This window comes from Deltaproteobacteria bacterium, assembly GCA_026129095.1.
GTDB lineage: Bacteria > JAGRBM01 > JAGRBM01 > JAGRBM01 > JAHCIT01 > JAHCIT01.
This window is the reverse complement of record JAHCIT010000002.1, coordinates 466,938-481,978: the sequence shown is the minus strand read 5'-3', so window position 1 is coordinate 481,978 and position 15,041 is coordinate 466,938. Positions and strand designations below refer to the sequence as shown.

17 protein-coding genes are annotated in these 15,041 nt (G+C 57.9%); 4 read left to right on the top strand and 13 right to left on the bottom strand.

Translation table 11 applies throughout. The features are described 5' to 3' along the window. Positions 1–6 precede the first annotated feature (6 nt). From KIT79_04600 to KIT79_04575, 6 genes are all read right to left on the bottom strand, one after another. Complete coding sequence (locus tag KIT79_04600) at positions 7–2,478, bottom strand: ATP-dependent DNA helicase (protein ID MCW5828580.1); 2,472 nt, start codon at positions 2,476–2,478, stop codon at positions 7–9. 143 nt (positions 2,479–2,621) lie between these two features. After that, positions 2,622–3,158 (bottom strand): hypothetical protein, encoded by a 537-nt coding sequence (locus tag KIT79_04595; GenBank protein ID MCW5828579.1) that lies wholly within the window; start codon positions 3,156–3,158, stop codon positions 2,622–2,624. Positions 3,159–3,389: 231 nt separating this feature from the next. Then, positions 3,390–3,869 (bottom strand): transcriptional repressor, encoded by a 480-nt coding sequence (locus tag KIT79_04590; GenBank protein MCW5828578.1) that lies wholly within the window; start codon positions 3,867–3,869, stop codon positions 3,390–3,392. Between the two features lie 787 nt (positions 3,870–4,656). Next, entirely contained in the window at positions 4,657–5,373 is a 717-nt protein-coding gene (locus KIT79_04585; protein ID MCW5828577.1) for a RibD family protein, read from the bottom strand. Next, entirely contained in the window at positions 5,370–6,602 is a 1,233-nt protein-coding gene (locus tag KIT79_04580) for an FAD-dependent oxidoreductase (protein ID MCW5828576.1), read from the bottom strand. The genes KIT79_04585 and KIT79_04580 overlap by 4 nt, the downstream gene beginning before the upstream one ends. 59 nt (positions 6,603–6,661) lie before the next feature. After that, positions 6,662–7,153 carry a YajQ family cyclic di-GMP-binding protein gene (locus tag KIT79_04575; protein ID MCW5828575.1) on the bottom strand — a complete coding sequence of 164 codons (492 nt, stop codon included), beginning with the start codon at positions 7,151–7,153 and terminating at the stop codon, positions 6,662–6,664. A gap of 302 nt (positions 7,154–7,455) precedes the next feature. Between KIT79_04575 and KIT79_04570 the strand changes: the two genes are divergently transcribed. The 3 genes from KIT79_04570 to KIT79_04560 all read left to right on the top strand — a co-directional run bounded on the left by KIT79_04570 (position 7,456) and on the right by KIT79_04560 (position 9,503). Next, on the top strand, positions 7,456–7,902 hold the full coding sequence (locus KIT79_04570) for a hypothetical protein (GenBank protein ID MCW5828574.1): 447 nt from the start codon (positions 7,456–7,458) through the stop codon (positions 7,900–7,902). Between the two features lie 173 nt (positions 7,903–8,075). Continuing rightward, a complete protein-coding gene (locus KIT79_04565) occupies positions 8,076–9,086 on the top strand; it encodes a hypothetical protein (GenBank protein ID MCW5828573.1) in 1,011 nt (336 codons plus the stop codon). 3 nt (positions 9,087–9,089) lie between these two features. Then, positions 9,090–9,503, top strand: coding sequence for a DUF1425 domain-containing protein (locus KIT79_04560; protein ID MCW5828572.1), 414 nt, complete (start codon positions 9,090–9,092; stop codon positions 9,501–9,503). On the opposite strand, the gene KIT79_04555 is transcribed toward KIT79_04560, so the two are convergent. The 7 genes from KIT79_04555 to KIT79_04525 form a co-directional block, all read right to left on the bottom strand. Then, positions 9,475–9,819, bottom strand: a complete 345-nt coding sequence (locus KIT79_04555; GenBank protein ID MCW5828571.1) for a hypothetical protein — start codon at positions 9,817–9,819, stop codon at positions 9,475–9,477. The genes KIT79_04560 and KIT79_04555 overlap by 29 nt on opposite strands. After that, positions 9,809–10,525 carry a DUF2953 domain-containing protein gene (locus tag KIT79_04550; protein MCW5828570.1) on the bottom strand — a complete coding sequence of 239 codons (717 nt, stop codon included), beginning with the start codon at positions 10,523–10,525 and terminating at the stop codon, positions 9,809–9,811. The genes KIT79_04555 and KIT79_04550 overlap by 11 nt, the downstream gene beginning before the upstream one ends. A gap of 6 nt (positions 10,526–10,531) precedes the next feature. Further along, positions 10,532–10,990, bottom strand: a complete 459-nt coding sequence (locus KIT79_04545) for a hypothetical protein (GenBank protein ID MCW5828569.1) — start codon at positions 10,988–10,990, stop codon at positions 10,532–10,534. Between the two features lie 89 nt (positions 10,991–11,079). Continuing rightward, positions 11,080–11,667 (bottom strand): gliding-motility protein MglA, encoded by a 588-nt coding sequence (locus KIT79_04540; protein ID MCW5828568.1) that lies wholly within the window; start codon positions 11,665–11,667, stop codon positions 11,080–11,082. A gap of 20 nt (positions 11,668–11,687) precedes the next feature. Next, positions 11,688–12,173, bottom strand: coding sequence for a roadblock/LC7 domain-containing protein (locus KIT79_04535; protein MCW5828567.1), 486 nt, complete (start codon positions 12,171–12,173; stop codon positions 11,688–11,690). A 112-nt stretch (positions 12,174–12,285) separates the two neighbouring features. After that, a complete protein-coding gene (locus tag KIT79_04530) occupies positions 12,286–12,960 on the bottom strand; it encodes a recombination protein RecR (GenBank protein MCW5828566.1) in 675 nt (224 codons plus the stop codon). A gap of 76 nt (positions 12,961–13,036) precedes the next feature. Next, complete coding sequence (locus KIT79_04525) at positions 13,037–13,351, bottom strand: YbaB/EbfC family nucleoid-associated protein (protein MCW5828565.1); 315 nt, start codon at positions 13,349–13,351, stop codon at positions 13,037–13,039. Positions 13,352–13,868: 517 nt separating this feature from the next. Here KIT79_04525 and KIT79_04520 point away from each other — a divergent pair. Then, positions 13,869–14,966: a hypothetical protein gene (locus tag KIT79_04520; GenBank protein ID MCW5828564.1), complete on the top strand. Its 1,098-nt coding sequence runs from the start codon at positions 13,869–13,871 to the stop codon at positions 14,964–14,966. Positions 14,967–15,041 lie beyond the last annotated feature (75 nt).

Below are 15,041 nucleotides of genomic sequence, written 5' to 3'. Positions count from 1 at the left end.
ACGGGCTTATTCCGGCTCCGGACCGGGTCCTCCGGCTTCCCACCAAGAAGGAAAGAGCCGACGGTAGTTACGCTGCCCGAACCGCCTGTCGATGAGCAGGAGTTCGCCCTTGTCCGTTTCCGAACGGATCAGCCGTCCTGCGGACTGAATCACACGGATCATTCCGGGATACAGGTAAGCATGCTCGAATCCGCTGCCAGGGGATTTTTCCTCCCAGTAAGACTTTTCCAGCTCCTGTTCAGGGCCCGGCTTCGGCAGGCCCGGCCCGATGATGGCGGCACCCACGAGATGCTCGCCGGGCAAATCCACGCCCTCGGCGAAAATGCCACCCAATACCGCCCACAGCACAATATCTCCCGACCGCGCGGCCAGATCGCGGAGAAACCGCTCGCGGCTGGCATCGTCCATCCGTTCGGTCTGGAACAAAAAGCGCTTGTCCGGGATCGGTCCTGTCGCATCGTGAAGGCTGGCGAGGTAGTCGAAGCTGGGGGCGTAGACCACCCGGTTTCCGGGGCGTGCGAGAAACTCCCGCAAACGGCGGCCGATCTCTGGCAGCGTGCGCGACCGGTCGCGCCATGCGGTGGACAGATTCGCATCCACTTCAACCGTGAGGTTTCCGGATGGAAAAGGAGAAGGAAGCTGAATCGTTTCGGCTGTTTCCGGAAGCCCCAGTATTTCCCGGAAATAGTCCATTGGAGAGAGTGTGCCGGACATGAGAACCGATGCTGCTACGGAGTCCCACCGGCCGGAAAGAAACCGTGAGGCATCAAGACAGTACAGTGATATCTGGCCGCCGCTGTCGGGAGTCCACAGGGCACGGGTTTCGTTGCCGGCGTCGGCGAGCGTCCGGACGAACTTCGACGCCATGGCGAAGGCGTCTACGGCCGGATCGTGGGGTCTGACTACCGTCTGGCGTTTTCGCTCGACAAGGTATGAAAGAAATGTCTGCTCGATCTGGCGCATGACTGTCTGAAAAGTGTCTGCTTCCGGCCGGGCGATATAGTTCCCCCGGTTACCGGGATCCTCGACACCGCAGCTTTCGGGGTCGCGGACCAGGCGGGCAAGACTCATGAGACTTGCCGACAGTTCCCGTGCGGCGGATGACTGCACAAGACGGTCGAGCGGGGAGTCAAAAAGCCCTGGTGCCCGGTCTGCACCGCGCTTCAGCCGGCCCTGCCGCACCGGCTCTTCAGGACGTGGCGAAAGGATGTTCGTGGCCAGCTGCTCCAGCTCCGATGCAGCGAGTACGGGCGACCGGTATCCGCGTGCCCGGGCAGGTAGTGCGTGGGCCTCATCAACAATAAGGATCGAACGGGCAGCGAGATCGGGATCGGCCAGCTCAGCCAGCATCACACCGGGATCAAAGGCATAGTTATAGTCGCAGACGACCGCTTCCGATTCCCAGGCGAGATCGAGTGACATCTCGAACGGGCAAAGTGTGTGTTCGTGTCCCTTGTCCAGCAGCAGGTCGCCAGTGATGACGCCATGCTCCAGCAGCTTGGCGGGGAAATCCAGTTCCGCCATCCGCTCGCCGTAGTTTTTCAGATATGGGCAGAACTCCGGATCACAGATTACCGTGTCATTCAGGCACATCTTTTCCTTGGCCCGGATTTGCACGATCCGGAGGGGGTCTTCGGATTCAAGCCCGGAGACTTCGCGGATCTTCGCGACCGTTTCCAGCGCCATTTTCTGCTGGGTTCCCTTGGCAGTGACAAAAAAGACCTTGCAGTTCTGTACGAGAGCGGAGGCGAGCGATCCCCAGAGTGACGCTGCTGTTTTGCCGAGCCCGGTGGGTGCCTCGACGATCAGTGTGCCGCCTGTTCTCGCCGTACTTTGTATGGTTTTCGCGAGATCATCCTGCCGCAGCCGGTAGTCTGGAAACGGAAACCGGAGGCGTGCCGCGAGGCTTCGCCGGCGAGTGGCGGTTTCCAGCGATGCCTCGATCTTCCGGATGACCCGGTCCAGCAAGGCGCAGATATGCCGGTCCAGGTCGGCACCGGATTCCGCAATTGGGATTATCCGGCTGGTGCCGTCGAGCAGCGAAACGAGAACAAGGGTTGCGTCGGCATCACCCCGCCCGCACATGCGCCACATCCACCGGTACAGACGAACCTGGTCAGCCCAGCCGGAAAGTTCACCGGAAGCGAGGCCCGACATCTCTGCCGCCGTGAGGAAGACCGACTTGATCTCCTCGATGATCGTGCCTTCGGGCCGCTCGATCACCACATCGATCCGGCCGTCGATTTTCAGGGTGAAACCCCGGATGCTGGTTTCGTGGCTCACGGCCACTTCCTTACGGAATCCGGGCCGGCCGGCTGTTTCCTTCTGGTAGCGGCTGTGAACTTCCTGGCCGAGGCGTGCGCGGGCGAAGGCGGGAGTTGTCGGCCGCGCCGTGCTTTCGGACGCCAGGGAGATCACATCATGGACCGACAGGCTGATGACGTGAGGGTCGTCGCTATCGAAAAGCGCAAAGCTCATCCAGGCCGAATGTACACCAGCGAAAAGCTCAAAGCTGAAACCGGTTTATACCAAGTACAATGGAAAATTGCCGGGGATCCGAAACGAACCCCCAGCTACGCCTATTGCGGTGAGATAAGCCTGAAAACCAGATGGGTAAAAAACTAGGGCTCCAGCGCCTCGGCGTTGACTGTGTAATCACTATTTTCAAGCACATCAGCGATTTCGTCACAGTATTCCGTGGCTGAATCAACGTCATGTGCAATTCCATCGGTAATTACGAAGTCAAAATCCACAACTTCAGCGAGAACACTCCAGTGTCGAGCCTTCGCCGCTTCGACGGTTCCATTGTATGTCGCATATATCCGGCATTCGATTAAATCATTTCCGGTCAGCAGATCGGTACATGAAATATCATCGTCAAGTACATCCTCGTCTGTAATCGGAGCTTCACCTCCGGCCAGATCCAAACAAAAGAGATCAATAGCTGCAGCGTCTATCCTCTCATCGGATAGGCCCGGGGGAATGGTCTCCAGGAATTGATAGGTAATGTTCAGAATCCCGCACATGTCTGTTTCGTTCAATGGGTCGGTATTGTTGGCGCAGATTCCGCTCGTCTGCCGACTTCCTGACCCTCCACCACATGCAGAAATTATAAAAATAATTCCAATAACAGAAAATCCGATCGACTTTAAACGCATTTGTTATCCTTGCCGGAAAGCATCTATTTTGCCGTCCTTCGTTGTTTGAAACGGGTAATTAGCACATAAAACATGGGATGCAATATTAGCGATATATTTTTTAAGAAATAGATTCTGCTTTGCTTCAGCACTCCTCGCCACAAATAGCCGCAGTCGGCCAATGGGCCGAGGGTTCTAAACATCTCGCGGATTTTTTGGCGCCGGGGTTAGCTAAGGACAAGAGTTGCTGCCCTAACCCGGCTGGCAGGTTTTGCAGGTTCCCTGAAGCTCGAGGATGTGCTTGCTGATCTGGATACCACTCTGCTGGGAGACCTGGCTGGCGATGGCGGCAAGTTCCGGGCAGGCAAACTCGTACGATTTCCCGCACTGCGTACAGATCGCCAGGTGATGGCAGTGGTGGCCCTCATGGGCGCGGTCGTGATCGTGGCTATGGCGCTTGTCGCCGGAATCGAAATAGTGCGAGCAGGCCTTGTAGGTGTTGCCTGCCAAAACATGATGGACGAGGCCGTTCTGTTCGAAGGTTTCCAGAATCCGGTAAACGCTCACAAGATCCATGGACCGGCCGCGGCCCTTGATCCGCTGGTGGACTTCCGTCGGCGTCAGCGGGATTCGGGCATTAGCCAGCACTTCCAGCACTGCCCGCCGTTGTTCGGTCAGACGGAACCCCGACTGCTTGAGTGAATGCAGGGCCGATTCGACAAAGTTGGACATGCGCTCGGTTCTCTATTCTCCCCCGCTCCGGTATTCCGGTGTTTTCCCCATATTAAGACCCTCTAACGAAACCAGCGCAGCTTGGATGAGCCGATGCTCAATTAACTGGCTGTACAGCCGACCGGATTAGGCAGTCCCTCATCCATGCGTTTACGCCCTGCGTCGGAAAACTGACAACAGTCGTTTTTTTGACTCCCTGTGTCGAACCTATAGTCATCAATCGCCCAGAAAATATATTAATAAAATCAGATAATTAGCTTTTGCCAGCACATGAGCAACATCTGGGGGTTCCAGAGGAAATGGCCTCTAACTATCTATAATCGTAGGCCAAATTCAGTTTATTAAAACCTATTATAACTACATTGTTGATACACGCAACAATAAAACGTGAATTTTATCACATTTTTTGTTCGCCGAAATGACACGGTGTTCCAACTTGGAATCTTTTATCTGATCGAGCATGGAGCGGTGCGCTAAATTGGCGCATCGTGGCAATGCTAATGACGCGCTAAGTCGCCGTAACCACGTTACTCCGGATTTGGCACGAATAGTGCTTTCTATTTGGCAGTTATACCCCCCGAGGAGGGGGAGCGTTAGACTTCAAAACATCCTGCCTGAGCAAATAAAGCCCACCTAGAAGCTTCTGCTTCGCTGCAACGCTCCTCCTCCCTCATCCCCTCCCCCTTACGAGACGAACCAGTTCTCGGCCGATTGTCCCTGAAAATACCCTGCATGGTGGGTAATTTACCCCAAACAGATGGCGATTCTTGCCTGGAAGGCAAAAGCCTCAGCGGTGCCGGCGGTAAGTGAGGTAAAGCTCATCCCCGATCCTGCGGCTGCTGACCAGCTGGAAGCGGGGGATATCAGCCGAGTCAAAACCCGTAAATCCGGCCGCCGAAGGCGTATTACGCCCTCCCACGATAACCGGGCAGAGGGTAAGTGCGAGTTCATCCAGAAGATCAAGCCTGAGAAGCCGCTGAACGAGCTCACCGCCACCTTCGCACTGGATCCGCCGCATGCCGGAGGAATCCAGCTCACCGATGATGTCAGTCAGGTCCAGCTCTCCGGGCCGGGATTCCTGAACGGCCCGGATTTTCAGCGGTACATTCTGATACCGTGACTGTGCGTAGCGGGCGCCCCGGGTGGTTGTGTAAAGGCGGAGCTCGCCTGCAGTGGCCAGAAATCTTGGATTGGTACCGAGATCGCCCGAAGCGCTCACGATGGCAACCATTGGCTGCGGCGTCTGGCCGCGCCGGCAGCGATCCAGCTCGAAGCGTCTTCCAACGACGATTCGCGGATTTTCGTTACGGATGCTTCCGCCACCGACAATAACGGCGTCGGCCCGGGCACGCTGCTCCATCAGGTGCCGCTTGTCGGCCCTGGACGGGAAACGGGGAGGACCTCCCTCGGCGGTAGTGATCTTTCCGTCGAGACTGGTGGCGAGGATCGCGCTGATCCAGGGCCGTGTTCCACGAGGCTGTCTGGTCATGCGCCGGCGGCTCATGATTTTTTCCTGAGCCGCCATAGCCGGGAGACAGCCTCTGACAGCAGGGCGCCTTCGGGGAGGATGGGCTCGCGAACCCGCACCATGAGCTGAACCAGATGGACCTGCAGGGAAACCGACTTCATGACAGCAGCGGACCTGCCGGTAACCAGCATTTTCCGCCCGCCTGCATATACATATCCTACGCCGTCGCGGTGCCCGAGAGAGGTAAGTTCGCCTGAATTTTCAGGGCGGAACGGATGGGCGGGTTTTCCGGAAAACCGCGCCATGATGATGGCGGCTGCCTGGTCGCCCATCTGGCAGGCATACATCGCTCGCGGCGGCAAAAGGCCGCCATCTGGTCCATTCACCGCGGCCTGATCGCCAATGGCATAGATTCCCGCCTGCCCGGATTCCAGGAACCCGTTCACCGGTATTCGTCCGCCCGGACCAGTGTACAGCGCTTCCAGTCCCGGCAGTGGGAGCGGGCGTACGCCTGCACACCAGATGACAGCATCAGCCGCAAGACGCTCTCCGGTGTTGAGGGCGATGCCGCTTGAATAGACGCCAGCAATGGATGTCCGGAGCCGGATTTTGATGCCGCGAGAAAGAAGATACCGCGCGGCGTATTCGGCGGCACGCTTTCCGGATGCCGGAAGGAGCCGGTCCGCCGCATCGAGCAGGACCAGTTCCGGCTGCCGGATACCGGGGGTCAAATTCCATTCATCGGCGATTTCGGCGGCCAGTTCCACGCCGGTAAGTCCGCCGCCAGCGATGAGAATACGGGCGGGCGGCTTGCGGCGGCGGAGACTGTCGAGCTTTGCGCGTATTCGCTCGGCGTGATCCGGGGACTTGAGGGGAAGGGCATATTCCTTCACTCCCGGTATGCCGTAGTCGCTGGAAACTGACCCGGTGGCGACAATCAGCGTATCGTAAGGGACGGATACGGGGTGGCCATAGGAATCGACGGTGGCTATCTGGCTGTCCGCGTCGATCTCCTGCACCTGTCCATCAATCCACTGGAGTGGAAACCGGACGAGGGCAGCGGCCAGATCATAGGAGATGCTCACCGGGCGTACCGACATTTCGTGCAACCGGCAGACGTCTGTAAAGCGGCTGCCCGGCTGAATGATCGTGAGCCTCACCCTGTCCGGATCGAAACGTCTGGCAATGCCGCAGGCCGCGTGAAGACCTCCGTAACCGGCTCCGGCGATGACGATCCGGTGAGGCTGAAGTGCAAAGAGTGTCACTGGCGGATGATTACCGTCGTTCGGGTTGCGGACTGGACCAGCCGGCGCCCCGGGCCGGGTCAGTCACGGAAATTGGTGAACTGGAGTGAAAGGCCGAACTTGCGCTCCCGAAGCAACTGCATGACGGCCTGAAGATCATCCTTTTTCTTGCCGGTCACACGGACCTGGTTGTCCTGGATGGCCGCCTGAACCTTGAGCCCTGAATCCTTGATCGCCTTCACGATCTCCTTGGCCGGTTCCTTTTCGATACCGGTCTTGATCCTGATTTTCTGCCGTACCGACGAACCGGCGGCATTTTCGACCGGCTGGTAGTCGAGGTTCTCAAGCGGCACATTCCGCTTCGCGAGCTTGTTCTCGAGAATCGATGTGACCTGCTTGAGCGTAAAATCACTGTCGGAGGTGATGGTGATCAGCTTTTCCTTCTGGTCGTCCTTGATCTCGCTATGCGTGTCCTTCAGGTCGAACCGCTGCTGGAGTTCCTTCCTTGCCTGGTTGAGGGCGTTATCCAGTTCCTGAAGGTTTACTTCACTGACCACGTCGAAAGACGGCATGTTCCCAGTCCCCTTTGTTTACCCAAACCATGGCCAGCCCCACACGGCTGTTATCGCACAGAACAGGAGATTTCTCCGCGCGGGCACGGAAAATCAAGGCGGGCTAATACCTCTTTGCATTGCGTCATCAGGCCCATGCCAAGCATTAAGACCCGTTCATTCAACCCGATTGGCGGGCACAAAAGCGACGGTTTAGCAGTTTTTCGTTGACGTTCGTGTTGAATGATAGATATAGTCGCCAACCTAAACCAAACCCTTAACCTGCGGGAAAACAGGTTAAACCTGAAGGAGAGAGAGTTACTATGAAGAAGTTTGCATTTGCTTTCGCGGCCCTGGCACTGAGCGCTGGATGCGCTTCCTATGCCAATTCCAATCCGACGATCGGTGTCGGTGGCTTTGACTTTGAGAAGTGGAAGAAAGGCACGGACTACGAACTCGTGGGCGATACCCAGGGACAGGCCTGCAAGGCCCTGCTCTTTGGTTTCATTACCCTTGAGGGCGAAGCCAAGGTCGGAACCCTTGAAACGGTGAGCGTCGGCCAGGGTGGCACGAGCTTCGCGGACATGCTGAAGGGCCTGTTCGGCGGTGGCCCATCGGCTACATCGGCCGCCAAGTACAACGCCATTGAAGCCTTCAAGGGCGCTGACTTCATTCTCCCGACCCGTTCCAAGTCGGACAAGACGGACTATCTGGTCTACAACCGTGAATGCGTGACCATCACGGGCAAGGCTGTTCGCGTCAAGCTGTAATCTGGCGCAAGCCTGTCTAAACGGGACCGCCGCCCTTCACAAAAGGGCGGCGGTTTTCTTTTGTGCTGCATGTAGATCCACACGAATATGATCGTCAGCTTGGCAATATAGAGCCGTGCGGCTAAGGACATCCGGACACATCTGGGAGCAATCCGGGCTAGGGAGATACGGGTATGAAATCGGTCGTTTCTTGCAAGGTGGGTATCGGACTGCTTGTTGCCATTACACTGGCGGTGAAACCGGTATGGGCGGGGTTCAACTCCGAGCTGTTTTCCGAGAGCAAACTGGAAGTGCTGACGCCAGAACGGCAGGCCATGGTTCCGGCTGAAAAAGGCACGGATTCGATAGTGATCTGGCCCTATTACGGGACAGCGGGTGAAGCCGACTTCTGGAACCGCGCATTCAAGGATGTATTTGATAAGGCGTTCGACTCGAGCCGTGTCGATGCATGTAACTACCGGAGCGATTGCGAGGGGCCGCCCAGCAAGTTTGAAAACGAACGGTGGGTGGTCCGCGTGATGCTCAAGGATCTCCAGAATGAGCGAAAAGGCCCATCGCAGTCATATCATGTTAATGGCACATATGAGCTGTTCGACTATGGCAAACCGGTCAAGACATGGGAGTTTTCCGAGATACTGGAAGTCCGGGCACCTATCTTCGGAGGCCTGAACGCGCGGGATCACAGGAACGCACAGGGACCGCTCGCACACAATACAGCTGTCGTCATTCTGGATAATGTTTTCAAGGCGGTTCAGGAGCGGGACAAGGGTCAGGGCGACACGTCGGCACTCCCCAAGATTTTTATCAGCGGTATCGGAGGGTCGGACAGTATCGATAATGTGCGAACCGCCGTTCTGGACGCATTCCTGACCGCCGCCAGCGAGTCCGGAACCTATAACGTCATTACCGAGGCCGACGCCAAGGCGATGCTGACCGCCGCCGCTTTGCAGCAGATGCTTGGTTGCGACAACGAAAACTGCATGGCGAACATCGGCCAGCTTGTCGGTGCCAGCAATGTCATTTATGGATCGGCCGCCGTGGTAGGCCAGGACCTGCAGGTGACGGCCAGTTTCATCGACTCCAGGACCGGCAAGGTTGTAAAACGCACCCGGCGGACCATTCCCAACCGGCTCGGAGTGATTCCCGGTGCAGTAAAATCGATGTTCAGGGAGCTGACCCGGTAACTAATGAAACGTATCACCAGAACCACACTGATGCTTTCTCTTGTGCTTGCAGGTACCGCCTGTTCCTATCCGCGCATTCCAAACCGGTACCGGTCCGATCTCGGCGGCAAGATGCTATATGCGGAAGGTAACGACGGTGACCTTGCCCGTGCAGTCAAGGTCAGCATTGCCACGGTCAAAGAGTCTGGAGATGTTCGGACCCATGTGATTCTGTTTGAGAACTTTTCACGGAAAAAACAGGAATTCGAATACCAGACCCGCTGGTACAACACGCTCGGTATCCTTGCCGGGGATCCGTCGGAGTGGAAGTCGGTCACGCTGGATGCGCTGGATCAGATTAACCTGACTGTCCAGCAGCCCGAAATCTCCGACCTGGTCAATCTCGAAATCATCGTTCGCGTTCCCGGGAAAAAGTAGCGAGTGCGGTTCTGACTGCCTGGACCAGTTCCGGGCGGGCGGCGAGCCAGTCGTTCCATGTGCCTTCAGGTCCCGGCGGTACGGGGGTGGCCGGAAGCCATCGCTCCGTGCCGGCCTGGTCCACTACCCAGGTGCCGATCACCTCGGTTTTTGCCGAGCCACCAATCCCACCCAAATGGCTATTGGCCATGCCACTTCCACCGGCTGATACCGCGATTCGTGAAACCGGCACCAGGCGGCTGCCTTCTACTTCCATGCACCTGCCTGCGATGAATTCCTCGTGGGTAGCATAACGGGGAAAATGTTCAGGCGGCATGAGGGTATTCCACCCCGGCAATTCTGGGGGCTGACTCCGGCTGCGGGCTGGCAGGTGGTTTCAGGCGGAACCGGGTGATACCGAACCACAAAATGGCCACAGCCATCCGGGCGACATGGAGATCGGCCAGCAGCCGCATGTCGATTTCAAACCAGGTCCGGAATTTCCACACGGGGATCACCCGGAAGTCCGGCAGCTCTGGCAACAGGTAGGCGACCGAGCACTGATAGCCAAACAGCCTGCCCGTGATCGCGGGGTCTTCGGCGCCGTATTCAATATAACCCTCCAGTCTGCCGGTCCGGATGAACCGGCGAAAGGACAGAAGAAGCAGGGCAATGTTGCCAAGACCCCAGTGACGGTTGAGGAAGCCGAGAATATCGGCGGATTTTTTCAGATTCCTGCCAGCTTTGTCGACCTGCTCTGCAAAGGGCGGGCTTTCCCTTTGTATGGGTAGTGGTCCGCTCCAGAGCGTCCGTGAGTGAAAACCGGCTGACAGGATAACCTGTCCCCCGGACGGTACCGCCCTGATCCAGAAGGGATGAAAACGGACCTCACCTTCCACATCGAGAGCACGCTCCAGTCCTCCTGCCAATCTTCCACCTATGGACAGTGGAGTCCGCCACAGCCAGACGGCAATGGCGGTACACACAGCAGCAACGGCCGCTCCGGCAATTATCAGCGGAGCGATCCAGCCAGTCAGTTCCATGCGGAGTCAGTTTTTCGTCTTGCCGGATTTTTCCGTGCGGACGGCCGCCTGCGGGAGCGCGGGCTCCGGAGCGGCACGATCCAGCAGCCGGCTTGATGCATTGGCGGTAGCGTCTGCGACCTTTTCAACGACCTGCGGGAGCAGTTCGATGGCACGGGTCAGCACCGACTCTTTCGATTGCTGGAGCGACAGGAGTTGTGCCTGTCCGTCCTTGTCCACAACGATGAATGCCTGCGGATCGACTGAAATACCGCCACCGGCCCCCGCCCCGCCCATTGCGCCGTCGGTGGTCTGCGCCCGGCTGCCCCTGGCGTCTGCCACACCAGCACCAAAGCCTAGCCCCAGCTTGCTGATCGGGATGATGGTGGCATCGCCGACGCGTATGGGTTTCCCGACAACAGTCTCGGACGAGGAGATCCGCTGCATTTCGCTTAACAGTGCGCTGATAACGTTGGTAATATCCATGAAATGCCCTCGTACTGGTTCCTGTGGGACAGGGGGGAACCCGTGTGGGGAATCCTAGCCGCTCCGGAGCGGGAAGGGGAAACGGAGGGCTATTTGCCCTTTTTCAGTTCCGTAAGGACCAGTTTGGCATTTGCTTTGAGCGTTTCAAACACACCAGTGCCCTTGGATGCACAGGCTTCGAAAGCCGGCACATTCAGGTGGTTGAGAAGCTTCTGGAGTTCCTCCACCGGCGCGGCGTTGGGAAGGTCTCTCTTGTTCCACTGCATGACATAGGGAATCTTGGCGAGGTCGTAGCCCTGTTCGGCGAGATTCTGCTTCAGGTTCTCGACCGATTCGATGTTTGCCTCCATGCGCTCCACTTGGCTGTCGGCGACAAAAATGACGCCATCCACACCCTTCAGGATCAGCTTGCGCGAGGCGTCGTAGAATACCTGCCCAGGAACCGTGTAGAGGTGAAAGCGAGTCTTGAAACCGCGAATCTCGCCGAGCGAGAGCGGAAGGAAATCGAAAAACAGCGTCCGCTCGGTTTCCGTGGCGAGGGAGATCATCTTGCCCTTCGCTTCAGGATTGGACTTGTCGTAGATGTGCTGGAGATTGGTTGTCTTTCCGCACAACCCCGGACCGTAATAGACGATCTTGCAGTTGATCTCACGGGAGCTGTAGTTGATGAACGACATGGTTCTGTGGCTACCTCCCGTTATTCACTGAACAGGTTATCGATATCGTCGTCGGTGATCTCCGCAAATGGCGATGCACCCTGTCCTTCGGCCTCGGCCTTGGCGACCAGCCGCTCGAATATCTTCTGGAGGACTTCGCCCGCCTTCTTGACCCGGAGGCGAACCAGTCCGAGCGAGCTGCGGCCGTCGAAGATCACGACGAGAATCACCCGGCCGCCGATGATCGAGATATGCAGGTTGTCGCGGTCGCCTTCGTGGAAAAGGACCGAGAACTCACGCTCGCCGAGCAATTTCGCAAGGCCGCCGGTGGCTGCGATATTGCCTGCCGTGAGCGAGGCCATCGACGTCGTGTCAAGATTCTCTGTTTCGCCACAACTGGCGATGAGCTGACCGTTTTTGTCGACCAGAAAGACGACCTTGGCGTTCGCTTCCTTGGCCAGTTTTTCAATGACGTCCGAGATCTCGTTGTACTCGGTTTCGTACATCACGAAGCTTGGACCAGCCATAACTTCCCGTGCTCCTTCAAGAAAACGGCACCGTTGACGCGCCTTACACTCGCAAGCCAAGGGGCGTTCGCGGACAAGTAACCAGCTTAAGTATCCGCACCCGCAGGGGATTTCAAGCGGAACTTCCGTGCCGGGTTCTGGACCGTCCTGAGGCGGGTCTGGCCCTTCGGGGCCGGGTTTCAGGATGATAGGCCCGGCGTCCCGTCAGTGCCTCCTCCAGTTCTTCCCGCTCCCAGTATTCGGGCTCCGGACCGGCGCCAGAGGGACGAACGATCCGGGTCACCCGAATCGGGAGTTCCAGTTTATCGACGGAACGGCAGAGTTCAGCGGCGGTGGTTTCCCCCTCGGTGGTATGGCTGAGGGCCAGAACGAGTTCTTCCGGTGGCCCGGCCTGGAGCCGTTCCAGCAATGGCTCCCATGAAAGCTCGCCGGGACCTGTTCCTTTGGACGGTGCGAGCCGTCCGTGGAGCACGTGGTACAAGCCGGTATAGACGCCACTGGTCTCGAACGATTCGAGATCAGGCAGGTCTTCTATGACACAGATTTTTCGTCTGTCACGATCCGGATCAGCACAAACGGCGCAGAGTTCGCCTTCAGTCCAGACGGTGCAGCGGGCGCAGGGCTTTAGCTGGGAAGCGAACTCCTCGATCGCCTTGCCCAGCGGTTTCAAGAGATCCTTGCGCCGGTCGGCAATGTAAAGAGCCATCCGGAGGGCCTGCCGACGTCCCACGCCGGGCAGTCGCCGAAACACAGCCGCCAGCCGGTCGATAGGGTCGGGAACGAGCATCGTATGGGGAAGTCTAGCAGCCCTGAGGATTTAAGTGAGGAACCAGCCAGCGGGAGAATATCCAACCCGCGTCCGGCTACAGCTTTCCCTGGAACAGGCCGGCAAAGGGGAGGGCAGCAAGCAGTTCGTTTTTTACCCTGTCGGCGGCTGCTTCGGCCCGGCGGAGAGCCTCGTTTACAGCAGCGGTGGTGACATCTTGCAGAAGGTCCGTGTCGAGCGGCTGAACCAGTTCGCGGTCAAAGGAGATTGACAGGATGCGACCCAGACCATTGGCCTTCACCCTGACCATTCCACCGCCGGCTGCGGCTTCAACAATTTCCTTTTCGAGGGCTTTTTCGTACGCCTCGCGCTTCTTGCCCACGTCAGCCATCAGCTGCTGGGCCTGCCCCATCAACTTTGACAGGTCGACCGGGCCTCCAAAGGGCGATGCAGGTTCGTCGGCCATTTTTACCCTCGGTGAGCGCATGTTAGACATGACGCGTCAAATCGTGGTTCCAGACTACGTGCGTCCTGCCGTGAAACGCAACGACGCCGGGCAAAATAAATCCTCAGAATCATTATAACCAACTGAATTTACAGTTAAATTGGTAAAGTCAAAATACCCTGTCTTGCGAGGTCCTTGCTGGGCGCAAGTGTATTTTCTCCATAGTTACCGATGGTTCCGGTGGCCTGCTTTCCAACCGGTGATTTTCATTAAATCCAGAGGTTTGGTTTTATGACCTCTATCCTTGTTCCTGCCCTAAAGGGGATTAGCTTATAGGTGTGGTACGGAGAGGTTCAGGGGAACCAAAACCGGTCACCATACGCATCCGCCTGTGGGTACTCGGGGTTCTTCAACTGAACCTTGCGGGGCCCCGGTGGCCGGACTGCCCCGGTTCTCCCGGCAGGAGCAACGAGGAAGAGAAGAGATGAAACGGGAAAATCAAAACAAACATTCGGCGGCTGTCCGGGCAGGGCTTGGAGCACTTGTTGCGGGCGTGCTGTTAACGGGCTCGGGGTGCGTACTGGCGCTGGTTCCGCTTCTGGCGACACCCGTCGTGGTGGGAAGCGGTGTGGCCGCCACGGCTGTTGGTACCCGTACGGCCTATTACCACGCGAAGGATTTCTACGATGCCATTGACCAGCAGGATGGAACCCGGCTGGCGGGTGGCGAAACGATCGAGGGTGTCGATCTGGTGAAGATGCTTGCCCGCGGCGAGGCGGCTTTCTCACGTGCAATTCAGCCCTACGGGATCGAAACGCCGGACTATGTGGTTCTTAATGAACTCAAGAGGCGAGGGGCCTCCACGCAGGCGGCTATCTCCCGCAATACGGGCATTGCTGATTTTCCAACGAATCCGCAGATGAACAGGCTTGTTCAGCGTGGACTGGTTTCCCCCACGTCGGGTGCGGGACAGTCCCGGTTTGAGTTGAGCCAGGCTGGCCGTGATCTTGTTGAACGCACCCGTCCGGTGGCCGAGCATGTCCGGTTTGAATTCAACCGGCGGCTGTCCCTGCAGGAGCGGCAAGTGCTGGCGAAGCTGTCGGCAAAAGCCGTTGCCGAAACAGACAGCAAGGCGACCTTGCTGGCGGGCGGGGTGCTGGGGGTCAACACTGACGGCGCAGCCGAGTTCGTTCTCGCCAAAAACCTGCTCGCCTCACGCCTTGGCGCGGAAAAGCTCCTCAATCCCCACAACCTGAACCGGGTGGAGTTTGAGGTGCTGACGGCCGTGTGGGAAAAACCCGAGCTGGGTCTTCGCCAGCTTTCCCAGGCGGTGCGCGGGCAGCGGCCGGAGATTGAAGCGGCTGTGAGCGGTCTGGTGCAGAAGGGCTATGTGAACCGTCTTGACCAGCCATCGGAGGACGGCCCGTGGAAGCTGCTTCCGGCTCCGCGAGGCGTCGCGCTCCAGCAGACCATGAAGGGCCAGGCCGACCAGTACACGCAGACGCTGTTTGCCCGCCTGAGCGAGGAAGAACGGCGCGACATGCAGGCGGTCTTGAGTAAGATGGGCCGCGGAGTTATCTAACCGTCATAGCGGGTTTCCGTTCGTGACGGCCATGTGGCTACGGCCGGACGGCGCACTCCTTCGGAGGGGGTGACG